Below are 24,266 nucleotides of genomic sequence, written 5' to 3'. Positions count from 1 at the left end.
AGGGGCCTTGGGGCGCCGTTGCGTGACCGCCGGTAAGCCCTGGTGGGAGTGAATCTCCACGGAATCTGTACGCGCTGATCACGGGGGCGACGCGGGGTCGCCGCAGGTGGACGGGCGTGGCGGGTGAGACGGGAGTGAACAGGAGAGGACGCCGGTCCCGCGCGCCCGCGCCCTAGGTCGCGCCCGCGCCCTATGCCGCGCCCGCGCCCTAGGTCTCGTGCCGCTGTCCGCCGCGCGGGCGCTGGAGGCGGTCGCCGCCCGCCAGGATCGCCGCGGCCAGGGCGTCCGCCGCGTCCTGGGTCGCACCGCGCCGGCGGCCCTTGCGGAGCACGAAGTCGACGGCGCCGAGGTCCGGGAGCCCGGTCCGGGCCGGCAGCTCGACCAGGCCGGGCGGCATCAGGCCGCGGGTGTGGGCCATCACGCCGAGTCCCGCCCGGGCGGCCGCCACGTTGGCGCTCAGGCTCGTGCTCGTGCACGCGATCCGCCACGGCCGGCCCTGCGCCTCCAACGCCTCGAAGGCGCGGGCCCGGCTGATGCCGGGTGGTGGGAAGACGATCAGCGGCACCGGACGGTCCGGGTCGAGCCGCAGCCGGGGCGCGCCGATCCAGACGAGCACGTCCTGCCAGACCAGCTCCTCACCGCCCAGCTCCGGCTGGTCGCCGCGCCGCTTGGCCAGGATGAGGTCGAGCCGGCCCGCCTCCAGCCGGGCCTGGAGCGTGCCCGACAGCTCGACCGTCAGCTCCAGGTCGACCTCGGGGTGCTCGCGCCGGAAGCTCTCCAGGATCTCCGGCAGCCGGGTCGCCACGAAGTCCTCCGATGCGCCGAACCGCAGCCGGCCGCGCAGCCGCGTCCCGGTGAAGAAGGCCGCCGCCCGCTCGTGCGCTTCCAGGATCGAGCGGGCGAAGCCGAGCATGGCCTCGCCGTCCTCGGTCAGCTCCACTCCGTGCGTGTCGCGGACGAAGAGGGGACGGCCGGTCGCCTCCTCCAGGCGCCGCACGTGCTGGCTGACGGTCGACTGGCGCAGCCCCAGCCGCCGGGCGGCCTGCGTGAAGCTCAGGGTCTGCGCGACCGCGAGGAAGGTGCGCAGCTGGGTCGGCTCGTACACACTCCGACGATAGCGCCGTGGGAAAGGGCCGCTGGAGAGGCCCGTTGGAGAGCACCGTTATCGCGGAACGTGATGACAGTCAGTGCGCTGTACGGGATTCCCGATCGCCGGGCGCTCCACGACGATGGACGGATGAGCTCCCGTACGCCGGCCGGCCCGCGCCGGTCCCCGCTGCCGTCCTGGCTGCCGATCGACCCGTACATCCTGGCGCTGCTCGCCACGGTCGGTGTCGCCGCGCTCCTGCCCGCCTCCGGGACGGCGGCGACGGTCGCGAACCACGCCTCGACGGCGGCGGTCGCGCTGCTCTTCTTCCTCTACGGGGTCCGGCTCTCGACCCGCGAGGCGATGGACGGCCTGCGCCACTGGCGCCTCCACGTCACCGTGCTGGCCTGCACCTTCCTGCTCTTCCCGGTGCTCGGTCTGGCGGCGCGGGGGCTGGTGCCGACGGTCCTGACGCCCGACCTCTACAACGGGTTCCTCTTCCTCTGCCTGGTGCCGTCGACGATCCAGTCGTCGATCGCGTTCACCTCGATCGCCCGCGGCAACGTGCCCGCCGCGATCTGCGCCGGCTCCTTCTCCTCCCTCGCCGGCATCGTCCTCACGCCGCTGCTCGCCGCGCTGCTCCTCGGGCACGGCGCGGGCGGCTTCTCGGCCGACTCGATGCTGAAGATCGTGCTCCAGCTGCTCGCGCCGTTCCTGGCCGGGCAGTTCCTGCGCCGCTGGATCGGCGGTTTCGTCGCCCGGCACAAGAAGGTCCTCGGCCAGGTGGACCGGGGCTCGATCCTGCTCGTCGTCTACACCGCGTTCAGCGAGGGCATGACCCGCGGCGTCTGGCACCTGGTGACCCCGGCCCGGCTCGGTCTGCTGCTCGCCGCCGAGGCGGTGCTGCTCGCCGTGATGCTGGCCCTGACCTGGTACGGCGCCCGGCGCCTCGGCTTCGGCCGGGCGGACCGGATCGCCATCCAGTTCGCCGGCTCCAAGAAGAGCCTGGGCGCCGGACTTCCCATGGCCAGCATCCTCTTCGGCCCGCAGGCCTCGCTCGCCGTGCTCCCGCTGATGCTCTTCCACCAGATGCAGCTGATGGTCTGCGCGGTGATCGCACGGCGCCGTGCCCGGGACCCGGAGCCGACGGAGGCGACGGAGGCGACGGAGGCGACGGAGGCGACGGAGGCGACGGGTGCGACTGAGGCGACGGGTGCGACTGAGGTGACGGGCGTGACGGTGGCGACGGGTGTGTCGGTGGCGGCAGGAGGGTCGGACGTGGTGACGGCGTCCGCGGAGCCGATCGCGGCCGATCGGCCGACGGGCGCGGCCTCGGCTGCGTAGGCTCGGCCGGTGGACAAGATCATCGACAAGCGCACCGTGTTCCTGGAGACGGCCGCCCTGCCGTCGGCCCCCGCCCTCCGCCTGCGCCCCTGGGAGGAGGCGGACGCCCCGGGCCTGGTCGAGCCGGGCCGGGACGCCGCCCTGCGCCGCTGGACGAGCATGGCCGTCGACGACGAGGCGGGAGCGGTCGACTGGGTCCGCACGCAGCGGCGCGGCTGGGAGGCGGGCGACCGCTTCGCCTTCGCCGTCCTCGAACCGCCCGAGCAGGGCGGCGCGGCGCGGCTGGTGGGGCACGTCGTCCTCAACGGCGTCGCCCCGGGCGCCTCGTCCGCCTCGGTCGGCTACTGGACCACCGCGCCCGCGCGCGGCCGGGGCGTGGCGCCCCGGGCCCTGCGGGCCCTGACGGCCTGGGCCTTCGCGACCTTCGCCGGGGACGGGCTGACGCGTCTGGAACTCCTGCACCAGGTGGACAACACGGCGTCCTGCCGGGTCGCGGAGAAGTGCGGGTACGAGCTGGGCGCGGTGCTGCCGGCGAGCCCGCCCGCGTACCCCCTTGAGGGGCATGTGCACGTACGGACGCACGGGGCCTGAGCCCGGGCCCTCGGGCCCTTTGCGGGTGCCGGTACGGCGCTCACGGCTTCCGGCGGCCGTTGCGCTCACGGCACGAGGACGACCTTGCCCAGGTTCTCGCGGCGTTCGATGATCGCGTGTGCCTCGGCCGCCCGCTCCAGCGGCACCGTCGCGTGGACGGCCGGCGTGAGGCGCCCGGCGGCGTGCAGCGCCCACAGTTCGTCGCGCCAGGCCGCGTAGTCGGCCGGGCGGGTGCGGAGCAGATGGGCCATCTGGAAGCCGATGACCGACTTGGCGCCGGCGAGCAGGTCGTACGCCTGGACCGTGCCGCCGCCCGAGCTGTACGCGACCAGCCGGCCGCCGGGCGCCAGTGCGGCGACGGCGCGGGGGAGGAGCTCGCCGCCGACCGCGTCGAGGACGACGTCGACCGGCTCGCCCCAGGACTCCTGGTCGTAGCCGACGACCTCGTCCGCGCCGAGTCCGCGCAGGAACGCGGCCTTCTGGGGCGAGCCGGCCGCCGCGACGACCCGGGCCGCGCCGAGCAGCCGGGCGAGGGGGACGGCGAGCTGGCCGACGCCGCTGGCCGCGGCGGTGACCAGGACGGACTCACCGGGCCGCAGCCCTGCCGCGTCCAGGGCGCCGCGGGCGACGAGGCCGCTGCGGACGAGCGAGACGGCGTCGACGGCGCTCGCTCCGTCCGGGACGCGGGAGGCCGTCGCGGTGTGGACCAGGGCGAGGTCGGCGTAGCCGTGGCCGAAGCAGATGCCGGTGATCCGGTCGCCGACGGCGAAGCCGGAGCCGGCGGTGTCCGGGCCGAGCGCCTCGATGGTGCCGGCGACCTCGCCACCGAGCGGCTGGGGCTCGCCGCCGCGGACCCGGCGCACCCCGGGCAGGCTCACGCCGATCGCCTCGACCCGGATGAGGAGTTCGCCGGTGCCGGGCCGCGGGGCGGAGGCCTCCTCGACGAAGAGGACCTCGGGACCACCGCTGACGGTATGGACGACACGACGCACGGGCGACACCTCCGGTGAGCGGGACCGGCACGACTCGTGGGGATTGCTTGCCGACCCATGGGGGATTCGTTGGGGTTCCCAACGATCGAAATTCTAAGGCATCGATCGTTGGGGAGTCCAATGGTTTCTCGTGATCCGGCGTAGACTTCCGGCCATGGCCGCCGACACCCCTCCCGCCCCGCGCGCGATCGCCGACCTCCCGAGCTGGCTCCTCGGCCGCGCCGCCACCCGGGGCCGCGGCCTGGTCGCCGCCGCGCTCGCCGACGAGGGCCTGCGCATGTGGCACCACGCCGTCCTCGCCGCCGTCGCCGAACGCGGCCCCGTCGCCCAGGCCGCCCTCGGCCGCAGCCTCGCCATCGACCCCAAGGACATGGTCGGCATCCTCAACGACCTCCAGGCGGACGCGCTGGTCAGCCGGGCCCCCGACCCCACCGACCGGCGCAAGAACGCCATCACCGTCACCCCCGACGGTCTCGTCCTCCTCGACCGCTGCCGGCGCCTGGCCGCCCGCGCCAACGAGGAACTCCTCGCCCCGCTCGACGCCGACGAGCGCACCCTGTTCCTCGCGCTGCTCCGCCGCATCGCCTTCGACCCGGCGGACCCGGGCGCCGACCCCGGCGCGGATCCCGGCGCCGGCCCGGCCCCCGGCCCGGCCCGCGGCCCCGTTGGCGGGATCACATCCCCGCCCCACCCGGGATGATCATCCGGGCCGATACGGTGCTCCCATGCCCGCACTCGATCCCGGCCGCACCGCGCTCGTCCTCGTCGACCTGATGGAACGCATCGTCGCGCTGCCCCTCGCCCCCCGCCCCGGCACCGACGTCCTCGCCACCGCAGGCCGCCTCGCCGACACGTTCCGCGCCGCCGGCGCGCCCGTCGTCCACATCCGGGTCGAGCGGCCGGGCATCGACAAGCAGCCGCCCGGCAGCGAACTCGTCGCCTCGCTCGTCCACGACGGCGACGACATCGTCGTCAAGCGCACCATCGGCGGCTTCCAGGGCACCGGGCTCCACGAGCTGCTCCGCGAGCACGGCGCCACGACCGTCGTGTTCGGCGGCATCGCCACCAACCTCGGCGTCGAGTCCACCGCCCGCGCCGCCGCCGACCACGGCTACGACCTCGTCTTCGCCGAGGACGCCATGACCGCGCTCACCGCCGACGAGCACCGGGCGTCCGTCCAGTTCGACTTCCCGCGCCTCGGCACCGTCGCCACCGCCGGCGCGATCACCCTCGACGGCGCCCGGGACGGCATGCGGGACGGCGCCGCGTGACCCGGGTGCCGATACGGTACGGGGCCCGCCCCTGCTCCCTGGTCGTCTGCCGCGGCTGCTGCTGCGGCGACGCCCGCAAGAACCCCGGCCAGGACCACGACGGCCAGCTCGCCCGGCTGCGCGCGGCCGCCGCGGCCTCCGGGGGCCGGCTGCTCGTCCGTACCAGCGACTGCCTCGGACCCTGCGCCCAGGCCAACGTCCTGGTCGTGCAGCCGTCCACCGAAGGACGGCGCCGCGGCGGCCGGGCCGCCTGGATCGGCTGGAGCGCCGACGCCGACTGCCTCGACGACGTCCTCGCCTGGACCGAGGCCGGCGGCCCGGGCCTCGCCCCGCCCCCGGCCACCCTCGAACTCCAGATGATCGACCCGCCGAAGAACTAGGCGAAGAACCGCCGACGACCTGGGCGAAGAACCCGCCGAGAGCCGGCCGAATAGCCGAGGTCCCGAGCCGGATCCCTAGCCGGGGACCTGGCCGGCGCTCTCGGCCATGGCGTCCAGATCGATCCGGTGCTCGCCCGCGTACACGTTCATGTCGTGCCCGCGCAGGAAACCGACCAGCGTCAGACCCGTCTCCGCCGCCAGGTCCACCGCCAGCGAGGACGGCGCCGACACCGCCGCGAGCACCGGAACGCCCGCCATCACCGCCTTCTGCGCCAGCTCGAACGAGGCCCGCCCCGACACCAGCAGCACCGCCCGCTCCAGCGGCAGCAGCCCCTCCCGCAGCGCCCGCCCGACCAGCTTGTCCACGGCGTTGTGCCGGCCCACGTCCTCGCGCACGTCGAGCAGCTCGCCGTCCTCCGAGAACAGCGCCGCCGCGTGCAGCCCGCCGGTCCGGTCGAACACCCGCTGCGCCGCCCGCAGCCGCTCCGGCAGCTCCGCGAGCAGCCCCGGCGTCAGTCGCAGCGGCGGGGTGTCGGCGATCGGGAAGCGGGCCGTGGTGCGCACCGCGTCCAGGCTCGCCTTGCCGCACAGGCCGCAGGAGGAGGTCGTGTAGACGTTCCGTTCCAGAGTGATGTCGGGGACGACGACCTCCGGCGCCAGCTTGACGTCCACGACGTTGTACGTGTTCGTGCCGTCGTCCTTGGCGCCCGCGCAGTACACGATGCCGCGCACGTCCGAGGCCGCCGCGAGCACGCCCTCGCTCACCAGGAACCCGGCCGCGAGCGCGAAGTCGTCACCGGGCGTGCGCATGGTGATCGCGATCGGCTTGCCGTTCAGCCGGATCTCCAGCGGCTCCTCCGCCACCAGCGTGTCCGGCCGGGAGTTCACCGCCCCGCCGCGGATGCGCACGACACGCCGTCGCTCGGTGACCCGTCCCATGTGACCGCACTCGATTCTTTCGTGGCGGAACGCCTTCGTTACGCCTTCGATGGTCTGACCGGCCCATTCTCCTCTTGTTCTTCTCCCCTGCCCCTCTTGTCACGGTCGGACAGCCACTCCGGGCGAATATTGGTGGTTTACGTCACCTGTTACCCATCAGTCGCTGGCAAGACTGGGTGGTCCTGCCGCAGGAACGAAACGGCAGCGAACCAACCAGCAAGGGGGCCCCGAGCATGACGGGCACACGAATCGCCGCGCTCGGGCACTACCAGCCCGCGAAGGTGCTCACCAACGCCGACCTGGCCGCCCTCGTCGAGACCAGCGACGAGTGGATCAGCACCCGGGTCGGCATCCGCACCCGGCACGTCGCCGGACCCGAGGAGCCCGTCGACGAACTCGCCGCGCACGCCGCCGGCAAGGCCCTCGCCGCCGCCGGGCTCGGCCCCGGCGACATCGACCTGGTGCTCGTCGCCACGTCCACCGCGATCGACCGTTCGCCGAACACCGCCGCCCGGGTCGCGGCCCGCCTCGGCATGGGCTCGCCCGCGACCATGGACCTCAACGTGGTCTGCGCCGGCTTCACCCACGCCCTGGCCACCGCCGACCACGCGATCCGCGCCGGCGCCGCCCGCCGCGCCCTCGTCATCGGCGCGGACAAGATGACCGACGTCGCCGACTGGACCGACCGCACCACCTGCGTGCTCGTCGGCGACGGCGCGGGCGCCGCGATCGTGGAGGCGACCGAGACCGACACCGGCGCGATCGGCCCCGTCCTGTGGGGCTCGGTCCCCGAGATGGGCCACGCCGTCCGCATCGAGGGCACCCCGCCGCGCTTCGCCCAGGAGGGCCAGGCCGTCTACCGCTGGGCCACCCACAAGCTGCCCGCGCTCGCCCGGCAGGTCTGCGAGCGCTCCGGCATCGCCCCCGAGGAACTGGCCGGGGTCGTCCTCCACCAGGCCAACCTGCGGATCGTCGAGCCGCTCGCCGCGAAGATCGGCGCGGTCAACGCGGTCGTCGCGCGCGACGTCGTCGACTCAGGCAACACCTCCGCCGCCTCCGTCCCGCTCGCCCTGGCCAAGCTCGTCGAACGCGGCGAACTCCCCTCCGGCGCCCCGGTCCTCCTCTTCGGCTTCGGCGGCAACCTCTCCTACGCGGGCCAGGTCGTCCGCGTCCCGTAGCTCCCGGCGCGCCACAGGCCGGCCGTGCCCCGTTCGGCGGAGACCGGTGGCGGGGCGCCCCGGGCGGGCCTAGCTTCGATCGCGGCGAGGGTCGTGTCCCGGCCCCCTGCGGAAACGCTCCGCGCCCGCCCTCGCGTGATCGGGAGGACCACCATGCGCGCGATACGTGCCGCCGCTTCCGCAGCCCTGCTCGCCCCCATGGCCCTCGTCGTGCTCGCCGCGCCCGCCGCCCTCGCGGAGGGGGACGACGGGCCCGGCCTCGGCCCGGTCGGCGGCCTGCCGGAGAACGGCGGCTTCCCGGAGAACAGCGGCTTCCCGAAGAACGACGGCGGCTCCGGGCACGGCATCACCTCCTTCGGCTTCTCCGTCACCCCCCGGACGGTCGCCCCCGGCGGCACCGTCACCCTCAAGTCGGACGGCTGCGAGGTGCCCACGGTCACCGTCACCTCCGGGATCTTCGACACCGTCACCCTGAACGAGGGTCACGAGGGCACCGCCACCGTCGACTTCGACGCCAAGGCCGGCACCCAGTACGAGATCACCTTCGACTGCAAGGGCGAGCGCGGCACCACCACCCTCACCATCGCCGCCGACGGCCACCAGGACGGCGGCCACCAAGACGGCGGCCACCAAGACGGCGGCCACCAGGACGGCGGTCACCAGGACGGCGGAGCCACCGGCGCCCACAAGGGCGTGAAGGCCGGCTTCGGATCGGCCGGGGTCGGCACCACCGAGATGGTCACCGGCGGAGTGCTCATCGCCGGCGCGCTCGGCGCCGCCGTGGTCCTGGCGCGCCGCCGCGAGAACACCGGGTCCTAGGCGACGTCTCGCCGACCAGACAGCTCCTCCGCCCGGGTGTGACGAGGACCGGGGCGGAGGAGCGCCGTTCACGAGGACGTCCACGAGGCCGTTCACGACGTCGACGAGGAGAGGGCGGGACACGCGTGCAGGGGTCGAACGGGCCGGGGCGGCGCGGCGCCTGGGGCGTCGTCGCCGTCGTCCTCCTGGTGGGCGTGCACCTCGTCCGCGGCGGCGCGGGGGAGTGGCGCGCGGACGGGCCGCCGCAGCCGCTGGCCGCCGCCGCGCCGGGGCGGGTCCCGGCGGGTGCCACGGCCGCCCCCGGCCCGCTGCCCGCCTCCCCGCCCGTACGGGTCCGGGTGCCGGCCGTCCGGGTCGACGCGCCCGTGGTCCGGGTGGGCCTGGACGCCGACGGCTGGATCGAGGCGCCGTCCCCGTACGACCGCGAGCTCGCCGGCTGGTTCACCGGCTCCGTCACCCCCGGCGAACGCGGCACCGCGGTCGTCGTCGGCCACGTCGACACCCCCGACGGCCGGGCCGTCTTCTACGACCTCGGCGCGCTCGCCCGCGGACAGCGCGTCGAGATCGCGCGCGCCGACGGGCGCACGGCGGTCTTCACCGTGTACGGCATCGAGGTCGTCCCCAAGGAGGGCTTCCCCGCCCGGCGCGTCTACGGCTCCACCGGCAGCCCGGAACTGCGCCTGATCACCTGCGGCGGCCCGTACTCGCAGGACGGCGGCTACGCGGGCAACGTCGTCGTCTCCGCCCGCCTGACCTCCGTGCTCCCGCGGAGCCCGTCCGCCCCCTAGGGGGCGCCCCCGGCCCGTGCGCCCGGAGTCGTACGCGGAACGGCACCACCGGCGTACGGAACCCGCCGGAAGCGGACTCGACGATGGAACACATGAAGCGCAGCACCCTCACCGCCCTGACCGCCGGCGGCGCCCTCGCCGCCCTCGCCTTCACCGGGCTCGTCGCCGCCCCCGCCGTCTCCGACTGGTGGGACGGCCGCCACGACGAGTACGGCTCGTACGCCACCGGCGCCGCCGCCAAGGCCGACCGGGCCTCCGTCCCGCGCTGGCTGCCCGACGAGGCCGGCTCCGTCGAGTACGCGATGAGGACCACCGGCGGCGACCGCGCCCTGAAGGCCGCCCTGCCGGCCGCCGCCCTCCCCGCGGGCTGCACCGTCCTGACGCCCGACACCCCCCGCCCCGCGCCCGCCCTCACCCCGGACTGGCTCCCGAAGGACGCCCGCGCCAAGGCCACCGCACGCTGCGGCCTCTACTACGCGTACGCGGACGGCCACACCCTGTACGGCTGGCAGGACGACCGGGACTGGATCAAGGACAACAAGGCGGCCTCACCCCACTGACCACGGAAAACGCTGGTGAAAGCCGCCTCGAACCCCTGGTAGAGTTATCCATGTCGCCGCGGGGAACACACCCCGGGACGGCACACCCGGTCCGGGTGGCGGAATGGCAGACGCGCTAGCTTGAGGTGCTAGTGCCCTTTATCGGGCGTGGGGGTTCAAGTCCCCCCTCGGACACCAGCCGGAAGGCCCCTGACGAAAGTCAGGGGCCTTCCGCGTTTCCTCCTACGGGTGGTGCTTGCGCGCCACCACCAGCCGGCACCGCGGGCTCCCGTCCTCCCGCAGGCCCAGCGGCCCGACCGGCAGCAGCTCCACCGCGAAACCCGCGTCCGCGAGCCGCGCGCGCACGTCGGCGAGGCGGAAGGTGCGGTAGTACATGACGAACGGCGGCCGCCACACGGCGTTGCGCAGCCGCATGGCCGCGTCGAAGCCCAGCAGCGTCCAGTAGGGCGCCGAGCCCACGCGCGGCGGGGCCGGGAGCGGGAAGGCGAAGGTGCCGCCGGGGCGCAGGGCGGCGTGGACCTGGGCGAAGAGCGCGCGCTGCTCGGCGGGGCGGAAGTGGCCGAAGGCGCCGAAGCTGACGGCGAGGTCGAAGGCCGGCGCGAAGGGCAGGGCCAGGGCGTCGGCGCGGACCAGGGTGGCGTCCGGGTGGGCGCGGCGGGCCTCGGCGAGCATGCCGGCGCTGAAGTCGACGCCGGTGATCCGGCCCGCGCACACCGAGCGCAGCACGCCGAACCCGGCGCCCGTGCCGCAGCAGACGTCGAGGCCCGAGTCGAAGGGCCCGAGCGGCTCCAGGGTCTCGGCGACCGCCGTGAGCAGCCGGTCCGGGGTGCGGAACGGGGTGGCGTCGAACGTGGCCGCGAGCAGGTCGTAGCCGTGCTCGACCGAGGACAGCGCCTGACGGGTCAGCTCGCGGAGCGTGGGTCCCTCGGGGGAGAACATGTCCCCGACCCTACGGCCCCGGGAGCACGCCGTGTCTCAGAGCGCGCTGCGCACCTGCGGCGGCGGCACGCTCCACGAAGGGGCGGTCCCGGTCAGCTGGCAGATCAGCAGGTAGAGCGGGATCGGCGGGGTGTACGGGGAGCCGCCGTCGGGGTGGTGGATGAGCCGGGGCCCGCGGTCGGGGATCGCGGCGCCGGCGGCGTAGCAGGCGGGCAGCGGCCAGGTCAGGTCCGCGTCGGAGCCGGCCGGGACCAGCCACCACCACCAGTGGCTGTCCGCGTACACACAGCCCTTGGCGGGCAGCCGGGACAGGATGCGGAAGCCGTAGCGGGCGGGCACGCCGACGGCGTCGCAGCCCAGGGTGGCCGGCAGGTCGACGGGGACCCGCAGCCGGGTCTGGCCGACGGGCGCGGGCAGCAGCCGCCTTCCGGCGCCGGCGGAGGATCCGGAGCCGTTCCCGGGGCTCCGGCGGGCGCGCGGGACCAGCAGTGCCGCCATGGACCTCAGCACGGCTCTCCCATGCCGTGCGCGAGTTCCGCCCAGACGACCTGTGCCGTGCCGTGGCCGGTGCGGTCCGCGCCCCACGCGCTGCACAGGGCGTCGACCAGGATGAGCCCGCGGCCGCGCTCCTCCTCGCCGCACTCGCGCATCCGCGGCCCGGCCGGGCCGCCCTCGTCGCGCACGGCTATCCGCAACCGGTCCTGGCCCTCGCGCAGTTCGCACACGACGCGCCCGCTGGCGGTGTGCACGACGGCGTTGGTGACGAGTTCGGAGACGACGAGCGCGACGGTGTCACGTATGTCCGGGCCGCAGCCCCACAGGATGAGCCGTTCCTCGGCGAGCCGGCGGGCGCGGGCCACCGACTCGGTGCGCGCGGGCAGCTCGAAGGCGAAGCGGCGTTCGTCGACGTGAGGGGTGTGGGGCCGTGGGCGCTGGCTCATGACGCGAGGGCTCATGAGACCTGAAGCGTGCGCGTTACCAGAAGCCACGACCGGATCCTCACAACTGTGGGCAGGAGTGCCGTACACATACCGCTATACGCATGCCGGCGTGGCGAATCGCCGGTCGGCATGCGTACTGGTTCACCGGAATACTGTGCTCCCGACTCGGACACTTGGCAAGTGGCACTCTGAAAATTGCAGAGTGCGGTGTTCTCTCTGGCCGGGTTCGTGGCACACTCTCCTCGAAATCAGCGCGTCGGGGAGGTCTTCAGAGTGAGCGAGCCGCGGTCCGCCCCCACGGTGGGACAGGTAGTCCTCGGCAAGCGGCTGCAGGATCTGCGCGAGCGCGCCGGCCTCAAGCGGGAAGAGGCCGCCAAGATCCTGCGGGTGGCTCCGGCCACGATCCGCCGCATGGAGATGGCCGAGGTCGCGCTGAAGATCCCGTACGTACAGCTGCTGCTGAAGGCGTACGGCATCCCGGACTCCGAGACCGAGGGCTTCGTCGCCCTCGCGGAGGAGGCCAACCTCCCCGGCTGGTGGCAGCGGTTCCACGACGTGCTGCCCGGCTGGTTCTCGATGTACGTCAGCCTGGAAGGGGCCGCGAGCCTCATCCGGGCCTACGAACCGCAGTTCGTCCCCGGTCTGCTGCAGACCGCGGACTACGCCCGTGCCATTCTGCTCAGCGGGGCCGTCGGCGGCAGTGATGCCGAGGAGATCGAACGGCATGTAGCCCTCCGCATGGAGCGCCAGTCCCTGCTCACCAGGGAGGACGCGCCCAAGTTCTGGGTGATCATGGACGAGACGGTCTTCCGCCGACCGGTCGGCGACGGGCCCGAAGTGATGCGCGCCCAGCTCGACCGGCTGCTCGAAGCGTCGGAGCTGCCGAACGTCACCCTGCAGATCGCGGATTTCGCGTCCGGACACCACCCCGGCACCTACGGGCCGTTCGTCCTCTTCCGGTTCGCCATGCCCGAACTCCCGGACATGGTCTACAGCGAGTACCTGACCGGCGCCGTCTACCTCGACGCGCGCCCCGAGGTGGCCTCCCACCTCGAGGTCATGGACCGGATGGCGGCCCAGGCCGCGACTGCACAACGCACGAAGGAGATCCTCCGGGACCTCCGCAAGGAGCTGTGAATGGATCGCATATACAACGGCATGCCCGCCGCTGAGCTCGGTGCCGAAGGCTGGCACAAGCCGTGGAGCGGCGGGAACGGGGGCAACTGCGTCGAGGCCATGAAGCTGGCCGACGGCAGAGTCGCCGTGCGACAGTCCGCAGACCCTGAAGGACCCGCGCTCATCTACACCCACGGAGAGATCGCCGCGTTCATCCAGGGGGCGAAATCCGGTCAGGCTGACTTCCTGCTCACCTGACCTCTTCCGTCCCGCCTCTCACATCGCGTAACACTTGCTGTAAGCGCCACCGTTCGACCCGCCGAGGAGAGCCGATGACCCCCCAGGACCCCGTGCACATCGACACCAGCAAGCCGCATCCCGCGCGGATGTACGACTGGTTCCTGGGCGGCAAGGACAACTACCCCGTCGACGAGGAGATGGCCCGCCAGCTCCTCACCGTCGACGCCCGCGGCCGCGACATGGCCCGGGTCAACCGCGCCTTCATGCACCGCGCCATCCGCTGGCTCAGCGCCCACGGCGTCCGCCAGTACCTCGACATCGGCACCGGCATCCCGACCGAGCCCAACCTGCACCAGATCGCGCAGCAGGCCGCGCCGGAGGCCCGCATCGTCTACTGCGACAACGACCCGATCGTGCTCGCGCACGCCGCCGCGCTGCTGCGCTCGACCCCGGACGGGGCCACCGAGTACATCCAGGCGGACGCCCGCGACCCGGAGCTCATCCTCGAAAGGGCCGGGAAGGTCCTTGACTTCGACCAGCCCATCGCCCTGTCGATGCTCGCGCTGCTGCACTTCCTCGGCGACGAGGACGGGGCGCAGGACCTGGTCGCCAAGCTCGTCGACAAGCTCGCCCCGGGCAGCTACCTGGTCCTCTCGCACGTCACCGGGGACTTCGACCCCGAGGGCGCGGCGAAGGCGGCCGCCATGTACAAGGCGCGCGGCCTGACCCTGCGGCCCCGCTCGCGCGACGAGCTGGCCGCGTTCTTCGACGGCCTCGACCTGGTCGAGCCGGGCGTCTCGCTCACCGCCGAGTGGCACCCGGAGCTGGGCGAGCCCGTCGCGGTCCAGGGCGACGACCCGATCCCGGGCTGGGCGGCGGTCGGCCGCAAGCGCTGACCCCGTTCCGTACGGCTTCCGTACCGCCGCAAGGCGAAGGGGCCCCACCGTTCCGACGGCGGGGCCCCTTCGCCGTACCTGCCGCCACGCCCTCACGACATCACGGCCTTACGGCCTTACGGCTTGCGGAGTGTCACCAGGAAGCGCCGCGCCGGGCCGGTGTTCCCCGCCGCGTCCACCGTGCGGTACTCGACCGTGTGGGTGCCGTAGTCGGGCGTCGCGTCGTCCCACGGCACCGCCCTGCTGCGGCCCAGCTTGCCGTAGACGAGGCCGTCGATCACCGTGCCCGACGGCGAGAAGCGGAACGGCGCCGACGCGTCGGCCGGCCAGCCGTAGTACGTGTACCAGCCGTCGCCGTCCACCCGGAACTGGCTCACCACGGCGCCCTCCTGGTCGTCCCGCGCGGTCAGCCGCATCGTGAACTCGCCGTCGTAGACGTACTCGACGTCCCGGCCCGGCCGGCTGACCGTCTCCAGCGGCTTCGACAGCTCGTACGCGGCGGTGGCGGCGGTCGCGTCCACCGTCCACCTCAACTCCCGCCCCGTGCCGGGGATCCGGGCGGTCAGGGCGTGCGAGCCGGGGGAGAGGCCCAGCGAACCCAGATCCAGATCACGGTCGTTGCCCGGGTTCGGCACCGTCCGGCCGTCGAGCGTCCAGCGCACGGCGAGGGTCCGGCGCACCGGGTGCGTGGTGTCGGCGTGGACCACGGACCGCGCGCCGACCGGGGCGGTGGTCGCCGTGTGGCCGGTGAACTCCGGCCGGAGACCGGTGTCCTCGGGCGTGGTCAGCGAGGGGTCCACGGTCCAGGTCACCGTACGGGTCAGGGCGGCCGAGGCGCGCACCGCGGGGTCGCGGACGAACGGCGTCGGGTCGGTGACGGTCGCCGTCAGCGTGTGCGTACGCCCCCCGGCCGGGCCCGGGTCCGCGAGGTCCAGGGCGCGCAGGTCGACCGTACGGGCGCCACGCGTCGTCAGCGGTCGGCCGTCCAGCCGCCATGACACGGCGAGTTCACCGCCCACCGGGTGCAGGGTGTCCACCCACACCGTGCGGTCGGCACCGATCGGCGCCGCGTTCGGGGTGTGCGCCTGGACCAGGTCCACCTTGGCCGAGATCGCCTGCACCATGACCTCGCGCTCCACCTGGTCGAAGGCGTAGCCCAGGGTCTTCATCATGGAGTGCCGGCTCGGCCGCCAGACGCCGCGGGTGCTGTAGAGGCCGCCCTCGTGGCGGCCGATGACCCCGCCCGACTCGCTCGGCTCGCCCAGCCAGCGCCACCACTTGGCCCGCCGCTCCCGCATCTGCTCCTCCGTCAGCAGCGTGTGATGGACGGAGGACGGCTCACCGCCCTCGTACGTGCCGCCCGGGACTCCGCGGCCGTAGTAGTCGTACTCGTCCTGGAGGCCGCCCAGCGAATGGCCGATCTCGTGCGGGGTGATGAGCGCCGACAGCGCGTTGCCGCCCGACGCGGTGGCGTAACTCCCGCCCGCGCCACCGTAGGTGGAGCTGTTGGCGAGCGCCACGATCTGCCGGTTGGCGCGGCCGGTGCCCGGCACCAGGTCCGCGTACCCGGCCGCCTTGCCGCTGTCGACGGTGAGCAGCCGCTGCACGCTGCCCGGATTGCAGCCGCCCCAGAAGCCCATGTCGAGCGCGGTGTCCCGGGCCGGCGCGCCGAGCCCCGGATCGCAGTCCACGCCCGAGTCCTTCGACGGCACCTCCACCGCCCACACGTTGATGTACGAGCGGTAGGACGCGAACGGTTCGACGCTCCACAGCATGCCCAGATGCCGCTCCACGTCCGCCCGGAACTTCGGCAGCTCCGCCGACGTGTACCCGTCGCCCAGCACCACCAGGTTGAACCGCCGCTCCGCCGGCCCCGTGGTCTGGACGGCCACGACGGTGGCACCGCCGGACTCCGCGAGGGCCGGGCTGCCGACGGCCGCGGTGCCCGTGGTCACGAGTCCCGCGGCCAGCAGACAGCCCGCGGCCAGCCGGGCCACCCCGCTGCGGAAGCGCTTGCGTCGCCGGTGAGTCATGGGGCGCGAGCCTAGGCCGCGCCCCCGGCATCGTAAAGATGTTCGTCAGTCGTCCATCTCGGCGAAGTGTCTCAGTGGCGCAAATAGGCAAGGCCCGCGTGCTCGGCCGTGTAGCCGTCGACCAGCCTGCGGGCCACCGCCACCGAGTCGACCAGCGGATGCACGGCGAACGCCTTCACCGCCGTCGCCCGCGAACCGCTCTCCGCCGCCGCCAGCACCTCGCGCTCCACCGCCTTCACCGCCGTCACCAGACCCACCGCGTGATACGGCAGCGGATCCACCGACACCGGATGGGCGCCGGCCGCGTCGACGAAGCACGGCACCTCGATCACGGCGTCCGCGTCGAGCACCGAAAGCGTGTGCCGATTGCGGACGTTGAGGATGAGCGTGGCCCGCTCGTTGCGCGCGATGGCCCGCATCAGGGCGAGCGCCACCTTCTCGTAGCCGCCCGACTCCAGGTCCTCCTCGGCCCGGTCGCCGACCCCGGCCGCCTCCCGGTTGTGCGCCATGTAGGTCGCCTCCCGGTCGGCGAGCGTGCGCTGCCAGGCGGACAGGGCCGGGGAGTCCGGCTTCTCCATCTCCTCGTAGAAACCGGCCTGTTGGTCCAGGAGATAGGCGCCGCGGGTCTTCTCCGCCTCCTGGTAGGCGCGGACCGCCTCACGGTTGAAGTAGTAGTAGTGCAGGTACTCGTTCGGGATCGCGCCGATCGAGCGCAGCCACTCCGTCCCGAAGAGCTTCCCCTCCTCGAACGAGCCGAGCAGCCGCTCGTCCTCGAAGAGCCGCGGCAGTATGTCATGTCCGCCGACCTTCAACCCCCGCAGCCAGCCGAGGTGGTTGAGGCCCACGTAGTCGATCCACGCCTCCCGCGGATCCGCGCCGAGGACCCGCGCCACCCGGCGGCCGAGGCCCACCGGCGAGTCGCAGATGCCGACCACCCGGTCGCCGAGGATCCGCGACATCGCCTCCGTGACCATGCCGGCGGGGTTGGTGAAGTTGATGACCCAGGCGTCCGGGGCGAGTTCGGCGATCCGCCGCGCGATGTGCGTCACGACGGGGAGCGTCCGCAGCCCGTACGCGATACCGCCCGCGCCCACCGTCTCCTGCCCCAGCACCCCCTCGGCCAGCGCGATCCGCTCGTCCGCGGCCCGGCCCGCGAGCCCGCCCACCCGAATGGCCGAGAACACGAAGTCCGCGCCGCGCAGCGCCTCGTCGAGATCCGTCGTCGCGCTCACCACCGGGGCGTCGGCCACCCCCACCGCCTGCTCCGCCAGCACCCGGGCGATCGCCGACAGGCGCCCGGAGTCCAGGTCGAACAGCGTGACATGAGTGACCCGCCCCTCGGCATGGTCGCCGAGCAGGGCGCCGTACACGAGCGGCACCCGGAATCCGCCGCCTCCGAGAATCGTCAGTTTCATGGTCGTACGCTACCGGGATGCACGTACTGAGCAGCAGGATTCTGCTCCGCCCGGCCGACCCCGAACGGTCCCGCCGCTTCTACGGCGAGGCGCTCGGCCTCGCGGTCTACCGCGAGTTCGGCACCGGACCGGAGCGCGGCACCGTCTACTTCCTCGGCGGCGGCTTCCTCGAACTCTCCGGCCGCGCCGCCGCCCCGCCCCCGGTGCCCGAGCTCCGGCTCTGGCTCCAGGTGGCGGACGTGCGCGCGGTGTACGAGGAGCTGCGCGGGAAGGAGGACGTGCGGGTGCTGCGCGAACCGGTCACCGAGCCGTGGGGACTGATCGAGATGTGGCTGGCGGATCCGGACGGCGTGCGGATCGCGGTGGTGGAGGTGCCGGAGGGGCATCCGCTGCGTTACCGGCCGTAGGGACCCCCGGTCGGGCGTTCAAGATCGTTTGTGGGCAGAATGCCGCGTATGGCGATAACGAACATGCCCGAAACGGCCGTGCTCGACGATGCCCCGGCGATCAGCGGCGCGCTGGCCCGGGCCTTCGACGACGACCCGATGATGCGCTGGTTCTTCCCCGAGGACGCCACCCGCGAGGCGACCCTGGGGCGTTACTTCTCCACGATCTTCACCCGGCAGTACGCCCTCAACGGCGTCTGCGAGCGCACGGCGGACGCGGCCGCCTTCTGGGTGCCGGCGGACGCCCAGGACAAGGCCGTGCCCGACGACGCGACCATACGAGAGCTGATCGGCATCCTGGGCGACCGCGCCGGCCTGTTCCGCGAGGCCGTCGAGACCGCCGCCCGGCACACGCCGCAGGAACCGCACTGGTCGCTGGCGCTCATCGGCGCCGACCCCGCCGCCCAGGGCACCGGCCAGGGCGCCGCGCTGCTGCGCTCGGGGCTCGCCAAGGCCGACGCGGCGGGCCTGCCGGTCTACCTGGAGTCCTCGAAGGCCGCCAACCTCCCGGTCTACGAGCACTTCGGCTTCACCGTCCGCGAGGAGTTCGCGCTCCCCGGCGGCGGCCCGGTCCTCTGGTCGATGTGGCGCGACCCGCGCTGACCGGTTGAACCGCACCTCGGCGGGGCGGGTGACCGTCGGCGCGCGACAATGAGCGCATGTCCCGACGCAAGACCCGCCCCGCCCGTACGGCCCGCCCCGCCGCCGCGCCCGCCGTGACCGCCGAGTCGCCCTGTCCCTGCGGACTCGACGCCGCCTACGGCGCGTGCTGCGGCCGCTTCCACACCGGCCCCGCCACCGCCCCGACGGCCGAGCTGCTGATGCGCTCGCGCTACAGCGCCTTCGTCGTCCGCGACGAGGCGTATCTGCTGCGCACGTGGGCGCCCGAGACCCGGCCCGCGGACGTCGACTTCGACCCGGCGATGCGGTGGACCGGTCTGACGATCGAGGAGACCGGCGACGGCACGGCCTTCCACCAGCACGGGACCGTGACCTTCCGGGCCGGCTACACGCACGGCGGCGCGGCGGGCGAACTGTACGAGCGGAGCCGGTTCGCGCGGCACGAGGGGGCGTGGGTGTACGTGGACGGCGAGTTCCTGGACTGAGGCCGGGGCGGGCTGGATCCAGGATTCGATGTCCGGCATCGTGGATCTCGGATCCTGGATCCAACCTCCTGCCGCCTGGATCCGCGATGCCGGATCCTGGATCCCGGACGTCGGATCCCGGACGTCGGATCCTGGATCCCGGACGTCGGATCCCGGATCCTGGATCCCGGACATTGGATCCAGGTCACCGCGCCGCGGTGCCCACCGTCTCCTCCTCCCGTGGCAGCCCCTGTGCCAGGTCCTCCGCGATCAGCTTCTTCGCGATGGCGTCCGTCGCCGCCCGCAGTTCCGGACCGCTGGGGCGGCCGCGTTCCTGCTCGATGCGGTCGGACAGCCAGTCGCCCCAGGCCTTGGTGATGACATCGGCCTCCCGCTTGCCCGCTCCGGTGTGGGACAGCAGATTGCCGTCCCGGGTCAGGAAGCCCTCGTCGACCATCCGGTCGAAGACCGGAAGCAGCACCTCTGGCGGCACCCGGCGGCCGGCCGAGATCAGGCCGAGGCTGGCGTGGCCGACGGTGCGCGTGAAGAGTTCCACCTGCATGACCGCCCACGCGCCCGCCATGTCGAGCCGGGTGTCGGAGGCGTCGACGATCCGCCGTGCGGTGTCGAGGTCGGTGCGCCGGATGATCCGGCCGACGGACAGTTCGAGCAGCTTGGCCGAGTCGCCGGTGGTGGTGGGGGAGGCGAAGCCCTCGCCCATGTCGGTGGACGAGGAGCGGACGGTGTCGCGGAGCGCGACCTGCTTCAGGAAGAGCGCCACCACGAAGCCGACGCCGGCCACCGGCACGGTCCACAGGAAGACGGTGTGCAGGGTGTCCGAGTAGGCCTGCACGATCGGTGCCGCCACCGGGTCGGGCAGCTTGTGCAGGCCGGCCGGGCTCTGCGCGGCCCGGGCCACGCCCGCCGGCGGCAGCCCGAGGCGGGCGCCGATCGCCGAGGCGCGGGCGACGCCCTCGGTGAGGTTGGGCTTGAGGGAGTTGGTGTAGATGGTGCCGAAGACGGCGGTGCCGAAGGAGCTGCCGAGCGTGCGGAAGAAGGTGACGCCCGAGGTGGCGGTGCCGAGGTCGGCGTAGTCGACGGTGTTCTGCACGGCGATGGTGAGGACCTGCATGCACAGGCCGATGCCGGTGCCGAGCACGAACATGTAGAGCGACGCCAGCCAGGTGCTGGTGCTCGGTTCCAGCAGGGACAGCAGATAGAGCCCGAGTCCCATCACCAGACAGCCGACGATCGGGAAGATCCGGTACTGGCCGGTCTTGCTGACCACGTTGCCGCTGAAGATGGAGGCGATGAGCAGGCCGACGACCATCGGCAGGGTGCGGATGCCGGAGATGGTGGCCGAGTCGCCGTCGACGTACTGGAGGTAGGTCGGCAGGAAGGTCATCGCGCCGAGCATGGCGAAGCCGACGACGAAGCTGAGCACCGAGCAGACGGTGAAGACCGGGTTGCGGAACAGCCTCATGGGCAGCATCGGTTCGGCCGCCCGGGTCTCCACCCAGCAGAACAGCCCGAGCGCGACGAACCCGCCGGCGAAGAGGCCGATGATGACGGCCGAGCCCCACGCGTACTGGTTGCCGCCCCAACTCGTCGCCAGGATCAGGGCGCTGGAGCCGATCGCGACGAGCGCGATGCCCAGGTAGTCGATGACGGGGCGGCTCGCGGAGCGCACGGAGGGGATGGAGCGGGCGGCGGCGATGACGACGAGGACGGCGATGGGCACGTTCACGTAGAACGCCCAGCGCCAGCTCAGGTGGTCGGTGAACAGGCCGCCGAGCAGCGGTCCGATGACCGTCGAGACGCCGAACACCGCGCCGATCGCGCCCTGGTACTTGCCGCGTTCGCGCAGCGGGATGACGTCGGCGATCAGCGCCATCGAGGTGACCATGAGGCCGCCGGCGCCGATGCCCTGGAGGCCGCGCCAGACGATCAGCAGCGTCATGTTGGTGGCGAGACCGCACAGGAACGAGCCGGTGATGAAGACGATCGCCGAGATCTGGAAGATCACCTTGCGGCCGAACAGGTCGCCGAACTTGCCGACGAGGACGGTCGCCACGGTCTCCGCGAGCAGGTACGCGGTGACCACCCATGACATGTGCGCGGCACCGCCCAGGTCCGAGACGATCGTCGGCAGGGCGGTGCCGACGATGGTCTGGTCGAGCGCGGCCAGGAGGACGCCGAGCATGATCGTGCCGAAGACGATGTTGCGCTGGCGCCTGTCGAGCACCGGGGGCTCGGCGGCCGGGGGAGCGGGCGCTGCTTCGCTGGTGGTCGTCACTCTCGCAGAGTCACACCGGCGGCGGTGTCCCGCATCCGGAGTACACCCGAACCGGTAAGGGACCCGGACGAGGTCCTCGCCGGATCGTTTTCAGGTCCTCGCGGGGTCCTCGCCGGACCGGTCCCGGATCCTCGCGGGGTCACCGCCCGATCCTGGTCCGGTCCTGGCCGGAAACGGCCGCCAACTCCCCTCCGGAGTCACATTCCCGGGCGCACCGGCAGCTTCGGGTGGTGCTTGGCGAGGATCTTGTTGGCGCGGGCGAGGGCGGCGAGCGCGTGCTCGCGGTCGGCCCGGTCCTCCGCGCACAGCGGCCCGCGGAAGCGGTACACCTCACGCGCCGCGCAGTCGGCGTCGACCTCGGCCTGGAGCACGTGCAGCGGCAGGCAGGACCCGATGAGCGCGGCGACGCTGTCGGGGATCGGCACGGGGACGAGGGGCGAGGGCGAGGCGATCACGGTCGGTCCTTGTGGGGGTCGTGGGGCGGCGAGAGGGTTTCTCTCGTCCATGCTCCTTCCATACGTACCGGATCCCGGTGCCGGTTCGACGACGTCTCCGTCACCGCCGGGCAACAGCCGCGCGGCGGCTTCGGCGAGCCGTGCGGACCGGTTCGTGGGCGCTCCGCGCGTTCCCGCAGGTGCGCGCCGGTACGCCCGTCGGATCGCTCGTCAGTTCACCGAACAAGAAGGCGGGAAAAGGGCGTTGCGGCCCCGGCCGGTGTGGGGCATCTCACGCCCGCCGCCAACTCCCGTTCTCCTGCGCGAGGATCTCGCCGAGGTCGTACGAGACGGGCTCCTCCAACTGGCCGTAGCCGCACGACTCCGGCGCGCGGTCCGGACGCCAGCGCTTGAACTGGGCGGTGTGCCGGAAGCGGTCGCCCTCCATGTGGTCGTAGCCGACCTCGCAGACCCGCTCCGGACGCAGCGCCACCCACGACAGGTCCTTCTTCCCCGACCAGCGGCTCGGCGCGCCCGGCAGCCGGGACGACGCGTGCGCCGACTCGTCGGACCAGGCCGCCCACGGGTGCCCGTCGGGCGGATCCATGCGCAGCGGTTCCAGCTCCTCGATCAGTTGGGCGCGCCGCGCGGCGGTGAAGGCCGCGCACACGCCGACGTGCTGGAGCGTGCCCCGGTCGTCGTACAGGCCGAGCAGCAGCGAGCCGACGACCGGACCGTTCTTGTGGAAGCGATATCCGGCCACGACGACATCGGCCGTGCGCTCGTGCTTGATCTTGTACATCAGGCGTTCGTCCGGCCGGTACGGCAGGTCGAGCGGCTTGGCGATCACGCCGTCCAGGCCCGCGCCCTCGTACTGCTCGAACCAGCGCGCGGCGAGCGCCGCGTCGGTGGTGGCCGGCGCGAGGTGGACGGGGGCGTCGACCCCGTCGAGCGCGCTCTCCAGGGCGGCCCGCCGCTCGGCGAGCGGAGTGTCGAGGAGGGCGTCGTCGCCGAGGGCGAGCAGGTCGAAGGCGATGAAGCGGGCCGGGGTCGTCTCCGCCAGCATCCGCACCCGTGAGTCGGCCGGGTGGATCCGTTCGGTGAGCCGGTCGAAGTCGAGCCGGCCGCCGTGCTCGATGACGATCTCGCCGTCGACGACGCAGCGCTCGGGCAGCCGGGCGAGGAGCGCCTCGACGAGTTCGGGGAAGTAGCGGGTCAGCGGCTTGCCGGTGCGGCTGCCGATGAAGAGCTCCGGGCCGTCGCGGTGCACGATCGCGCGGAAGCCGTCCCACTTGGCCTCGTACTGCATCCCCGGCGGGATCCTCTTGACGGCCTTCGCGAGCATCGGCTTGACGGGCGGCATCACCGGCAGGTCCATGCGGCGATTCTAGGGAGGATTCACTCCATGTGCCCCGATATGCGAGGTGGAGGTGGCCGCCCTAGGCTGACCGCCATGGCAGGCAAGGCGGCAGCGGTGGAGCTCGAGGTCGGCGACCGGACCGTGCGCGTGTCCCACCCGGACAAGGTGTACTTCCCGGAGCCCGGCTACACCAAGCTCGACATGGTCACGTACTACCTGGCCGTCGGCGACGGCATCACCCGCGCCCTGCGCGACCGGCCCACCACCCTGGAGCGCTACCCCGACGGGGTGACCGGCGAGTCGTTCTTCCAGAAGCGCGCCCCCAAGTACCTGCCGGACTGGATCCCGACGGCCCACATCACCTTCCCCAGCGGCCGCTCCGCCGACGAGATGTGCCCCACCGAGCCGGCCGCCGTGCTCTGGGCGGCCAATCTGGGCGCGGTCACCTTCCATCCCTGGCCGGTGCGGCGGGAGGACACCGACCACCCCGACGAGCTGCGCCTCGACCTCGACCCCCAGCCCGGCACCGACTACGGCGACGCCGTCCGCGCCGCCCACGAGCTGCGCGCGGTGCTCGACGAGCACGGGCTGCGCGGCTGGCCGAAGACCTCCGGCGGGCGCGGCCTCCACGTCTTCGTACCGATCCTGCCCAAGTGGACGTTCACGCAGGTCAGACGGGCCGCCATCGCCTGCGGCCGGGAGCTGGAGCGGCGGATGCCGGACCGGGTCACCATCAAGTGGTGGAAGGAGGAGCGCGGCGAGCGGATCTTCGTCGACTACAACCAGACCGCCCGCGACCGCACCATCGCCTCCGCCTACTCCGTGCGCCCCCGCCCGCACGCCCCCGTCTCCGCGCCGCTGCGCTGGGAGGAGATCGACGACGCCGTCCCGCGCGACTTCGACATCCGCACGATGCCGCAGCGGTACGCCGAACTCGGCGACGTGCACGCCGACATGGACGACGAGCGGTTCAGCCTGGAACCGCTCCTCGAACTGGCCCGGCGGGACGAGGCCGAGCACGGCTTGGGCGACCTGCCGTATCCGCCGGAGTACCCGAAGATGCCGGGCGAGCCGAAGCGGGTGCAGCCGAGCCGGGCGAAGAAGGAGTAGCCCGGA

26 protein-coding genes, 1 tRNA gene and 1 pseudogene are annotated in these 24,266 nt (G+C 73.2%); 17 read left to right on the top strand and 11 right to left on the bottom strand.

Annotation, left to right across the window (positions count from 1 at the left end):
- Positions 1-208: 208 nt before the first annotated feature.
- Positions 209-1,105: a LysR substrate-binding domain-containing protein gene (locus ACFYU9_RS18260; protein WP_389206979.1), complete on the bottom strand. Its 897-nt coding sequence runs from the start codon at positions 1,103-1,105 to the stop codon at positions 209-211.
- Positions 1,106-1,237: 132 nt separating this feature from the next.
- On the opposite strand from ACFYU9_RS18260, the gene ACFYU9_RS18255 reads away from it, so the two are divergent.
- Both ACFYU9_RS18255 and ACFYU9_RS18250 read left to right on the top strand, forming a co-directional pair.
- The gene (locus ACFYU9_RS18255; protein WP_389345367.1) at positions 1,238-2,431 is read left to right on the top strand and encodes a bile acid:sodium symporter family protein; all 1,194 of its coding nucleotides are present in this window, start codon (positions 1,238-1,240) and stop codon (positions 2,429-2,431) included.
- Positions 2,432-2,440: 9 nt separating this feature from the next.
- Positions 2,441-3,022, top strand: coding sequence for a GNAT family N-acetyltransferase (locus ACFYU9_RS18250; RefSeq protein WP_389345366.1), 582 nt, complete (start codon positions 2,441-2,443; stop codon positions 3,020-3,022).
- A 65-nt stretch (positions 3,023-3,087) separates the two neighbouring features.
- Here ACFYU9_RS18250 and ACFYU9_RS18245 read toward each other — a convergent pair whose 3' ends face one another.
- Positions 3,088-4,014 carry a zinc-binding alcohol dehydrogenase family protein gene (locus ACFYU9_RS18245; protein ID WP_389345365.1) on the bottom strand — a complete coding sequence of 309 codons (927 nt, stop codon included), beginning with the start codon at positions 4,012-4,014 and terminating at the stop codon, positions 3,088-3,090.
- Between the two features lie 154 nt (positions 4,015-4,168).
- On the opposite strand from ACFYU9_RS18245, the pseudogene ACFYU9_RS18240 reads away from it, so the two are divergent.
- From ACFYU9_RS18240 to ACFYU9_RS18230, 3 genes and pseudogenes are all read left to right on the top strand, one after another.
- Positions 4,169-4,600: pseudogene (locus ACFYU9_RS18240) on the top strand (MarR family winged helix-turn-helix transcriptional regulator); the annotation flags it as partial.
- Between the two features lie 139 nt (positions 4,601-4,739).
- Entirely contained in the window at positions 4,740-5,285 is a 546-nt protein-coding gene (locus ACFYU9_RS18235; RefSeq protein ID WP_389206971.1) for an isochorismatase family protein, read from the top strand.
- Positions 5,282-5,665 carry a (2Fe-2S) ferredoxin domain-containing protein gene (locus ACFYU9_RS18230; protein ID WP_389206969.1) on the top strand — a complete coding sequence of 128 codons (384 nt, stop codon included), beginning with the start codon at positions 5,282-5,284 and terminating at the stop codon, positions 5,663-5,665. The genes ACFYU9_RS18235 and ACFYU9_RS18230 overlap by 4 nt, the downstream gene beginning before the upstream one ends.
- Positions 5,666-5,740: 75 nt before the next feature.
- On the opposite strand, the gene fdhD is transcribed toward ACFYU9_RS18230, so the two are convergent.
- Positions 5,741-6,604 carry a formate dehydrogenase accessory sulfurtransferase FdhD gene (gene fdhD / locus ACFYU9_RS18225; protein WP_389206967.1) on the bottom strand — a complete coding sequence of 288 codons (864 nt, stop codon included), beginning with the start codon at positions 6,602-6,604 and terminating at the stop codon, positions 5,741-5,743.
- A 233-nt stretch (positions 6,605-6,837) separates the two neighbouring features.
- On the opposite strand from fdhD, the gene ACFYU9_RS18220 reads away from it, so the two are divergent.
- The 5 genes from ACFYU9_RS18220 (at position 6,838) to ACFYU9_RS18200 (ending at position 10,126) form a co-directional block, all read left to right on the top strand.
- Positions 6,838-7,782 carry a beta-ketoacyl-ACP synthase III gene (locus ACFYU9_RS18220; protein WP_389206965.1) on the top strand — a complete coding sequence of 315 codons (945 nt, stop codon included), beginning with the start codon at positions 6,838-6,840 and terminating at the stop codon, positions 7,780-7,782.
- Between the two features lie 153 nt (positions 7,783-7,935).
- Positions 7,936-8,601, top strand: a complete 666-nt coding sequence (locus ACFYU9_RS18215) for a hypothetical protein (protein WP_389345364.1) — start codon at positions 7,936-7,938, stop codon at positions 8,599-8,601.
- Positions 8,602-8,726: 125 nt separating this feature from the next.
- The gene (locus ACFYU9_RS18210) at positions 8,727-9,389 is read left to right on the top strand and encodes a class F sortase (RefSeq protein ID WP_389345363.1); all 663 of its coding nucleotides are present in this window, start codon (positions 8,727-8,729) and stop codon (positions 9,387-9,389) included.
- Positions 9,390-9,481: 92 nt separating this feature from the next.
- Complete coding sequence (locus ACFYU9_RS18205; RefSeq protein WP_389206959.1) at positions 9,482-9,949, top strand: hypothetical protein; 468 nt, start codon at positions 9,482-9,484, stop codon at positions 9,947-9,949.
- An 89-nt stretch (positions 9,950-10,038) separates the two neighbouring features.
- A tRNA-Leu gene (locus tag ACFYU9_RS18200) sits at positions 10,039-10,126 on the top strand.
- A gap of 45 nt (positions 10,127-10,171) precedes the next feature.
- Here the strand turns inward: ACFYU9_RS18200 and ACFYU9_RS18195 are convergent.
- Genes ACFYU9_RS18195 through ACFYU9_RS18185 form a run of 3 tightly spaced genes read right to left on the bottom strand, consistent with a single transcriptional unit; the run spans position 10,172 to position 11,829 of the window.
- A complete protein-coding gene (locus tag ACFYU9_RS18195; RefSeq protein WP_389345362.1) occupies positions 10,172-10,888 on the bottom strand; it encodes a class I SAM-dependent methyltransferase in 717 nt (238 codons plus the stop codon).
- A gap of 36 nt (positions 10,889-10,924) precedes the next feature.
- A complete protein-coding gene (locus ACFYU9_RS18190) occupies positions 10,925-11,386 on the bottom strand; it encodes a hypothetical protein (RefSeq protein WP_389206955.1) in 462 nt (153 codons plus the stop codon).
- A gap of 5 nt (positions 11,387-11,391) precedes the next feature.
- Entirely contained in the window at positions 11,392-11,829 is a 438-nt protein-coding gene (locus ACFYU9_RS18185) for an ATP-binding protein (protein WP_389206954.1), read from the bottom strand.
- A gap of 273 nt (positions 11,830-12,102) precedes the next feature.
- Here ACFYU9_RS18185 and ACFYU9_RS18180 point away from each other — a divergent pair, with 273 nt between their 5' ends.
- The 3 genes from ACFYU9_RS18180 (at position 12,103) to ACFYU9_RS18170 (ending at position 14,081) form a co-directional block, all read left to right on the top strand.
- The gene (locus ACFYU9_RS18180) at positions 12,103-12,966 is read left to right on the top strand and encodes a helix-turn-helix transcriptional regulator (RefSeq protein WP_389206952.1); all 864 of its coding nucleotides are present in this window, start codon (positions 12,103-12,105) and stop codon (positions 12,964-12,966) included.
- The gene (locus ACFYU9_RS18175; protein WP_015037566.1) at positions 12,967-13,203 is read left to right on the top strand and encodes a DUF397 domain-containing protein; all 237 of its coding nucleotides are present in this window, start codon (positions 12,967-12,969) and stop codon (positions 13,201-13,203) included. It begins immediately after the preceding gene.
- A 74-nt stretch (positions 13,204-13,277) separates the two neighbouring features.
- Positions 13,278-14,081: an SAM-dependent methyltransferase gene (locus ACFYU9_RS18170; protein WP_389206950.1), complete on the top strand. Its 804-nt coding sequence runs from the start codon at positions 13,278-13,280 to the stop codon at positions 14,079-14,081.
- 116 nt (positions 14,082-14,197) lie between these two features.
- Here ACFYU9_RS18170 and ACFYU9_RS18165 read toward each other — a convergent pair whose 3' ends face one another.
- A complete protein-coding gene (locus tag ACFYU9_RS18165) occupies positions 14,198-16,114 on the bottom strand; it encodes a M64 family metallopeptidase (protein WP_389345361.1) in 1,917 nt (638 codons plus the stop codon).
- A 71-nt stretch (positions 16,115-16,185) separates the two neighbouring features.
- Positions 16,186-17,529, bottom strand: coding sequence for a 6-phospho-beta-glucosidase (locus ACFYU9_RS18160; RefSeq protein WP_389345360.1), 1,344 nt, complete (start codon positions 17,527-17,529; stop codon positions 16,186-16,188).
- Positions 17,530-17,546: 17 nt separating this feature from the next.
- On the opposite strand from ACFYU9_RS18160, the gene ACFYU9_RS18155 reads away from it, so the two are divergent.
- From ACFYU9_RS18155 to ACFYU9_RS18145, 3 genes are read left to right on the top strand one after another with little or no spacing between them, the layout of a single operon-like run.
- Positions 17,547-17,936 carry a VOC family protein gene (locus ACFYU9_RS18155; RefSeq protein ID WP_389206944.1) on the top strand — a complete coding sequence of 130 codons (390 nt, stop codon included), beginning with the start codon at positions 17,547-17,549 and terminating at the stop codon, positions 17,934-17,936.
- A gap of 48 nt (positions 17,937-17,984) precedes the next feature.
- The gene (locus tag ACFYU9_RS18150; RefSeq protein WP_389206942.1) at positions 17,985-18,578 is read left to right on the top strand and encodes a GNAT family N-acetyltransferase; all 594 of its coding nucleotides are present in this window, start codon (positions 17,985-17,987) and stop codon (positions 18,576-18,578) included.
- A 56-nt stretch (positions 18,579-18,634) separates the two neighbouring features.
- Complete coding sequence (locus ACFYU9_RS18145) at positions 18,635-19,081, top strand: YchJ family protein (RefSeq protein ID WP_389206940.1); 447 nt, start codon at positions 18,635-18,637, stop codon at positions 19,079-19,081.
- A gap of 184 nt (positions 19,082-19,265) precedes the next feature.
- Here the strand turns inward: ACFYU9_RS18145 and ACFYU9_RS18140 are convergent, their stop codons facing one another.
- From ACFYU9_RS18140 to ACFYU9_RS18130, 3 genes are all read right to left on the bottom strand, one after another.
- Positions 19,266-21,356 (bottom strand): MDR family MFS transporter, encoded by a 2,091-nt coding sequence (locus ACFYU9_RS18140; protein ID WP_389206938.1) that lies wholly within the window; start codon positions 21,354-21,356, stop codon positions 19,266-19,268.
- 197 nt (positions 21,357-21,553) lie between these two features.
- The gene (locus ACFYU9_RS18135) at positions 21,554-21,811 is read right to left on the bottom strand and encodes a hypothetical protein (RefSeq protein ID WP_389206937.1); all 258 of its coding nucleotides are present in this window, start codon (positions 21,809-21,811) and stop codon (positions 21,554-21,556) included.
- Between the two features lie 271 nt (positions 21,812-22,082).
- Positions 22,083-23,168, bottom strand: coding sequence for an ATP-dependent DNA ligase (locus ACFYU9_RS18130; protein WP_389206934.1), 1,086 nt, complete (start codon positions 23,166-23,168; stop codon positions 22,083-22,085).
- A gap of 75 nt (positions 23,169-23,243) precedes the next feature.
- Here ACFYU9_RS18130 and ligD point away from each other — a divergent pair, with 75 nt between their 5' ends.
- Entirely contained in the window at positions 23,244-24,260 is a 1,017-nt protein-coding gene (gene ligD / locus ACFYU9_RS18125; protein WP_389345359.1) for a non-homologous end-joining DNA ligase, read from the top strand.
- The last annotated feature ends 6 nt before the right edge of the window (positions 24,261-24,266 follow it).

Origin of the sequence: Streptomyces sp. NPDC004327 (assembly GCF_042873935.1) — a bacterium.
Taxonomy (GTDB): Bacteria; Actinomycetota; Actinomycetes; order Streptomycetales; family Streptomycetaceae; genus Streptomyces.
Note: the sequence above shows the minus strand (reverse complement) of the source record. Positions and strands in the feature narration are given on the sequence as shown.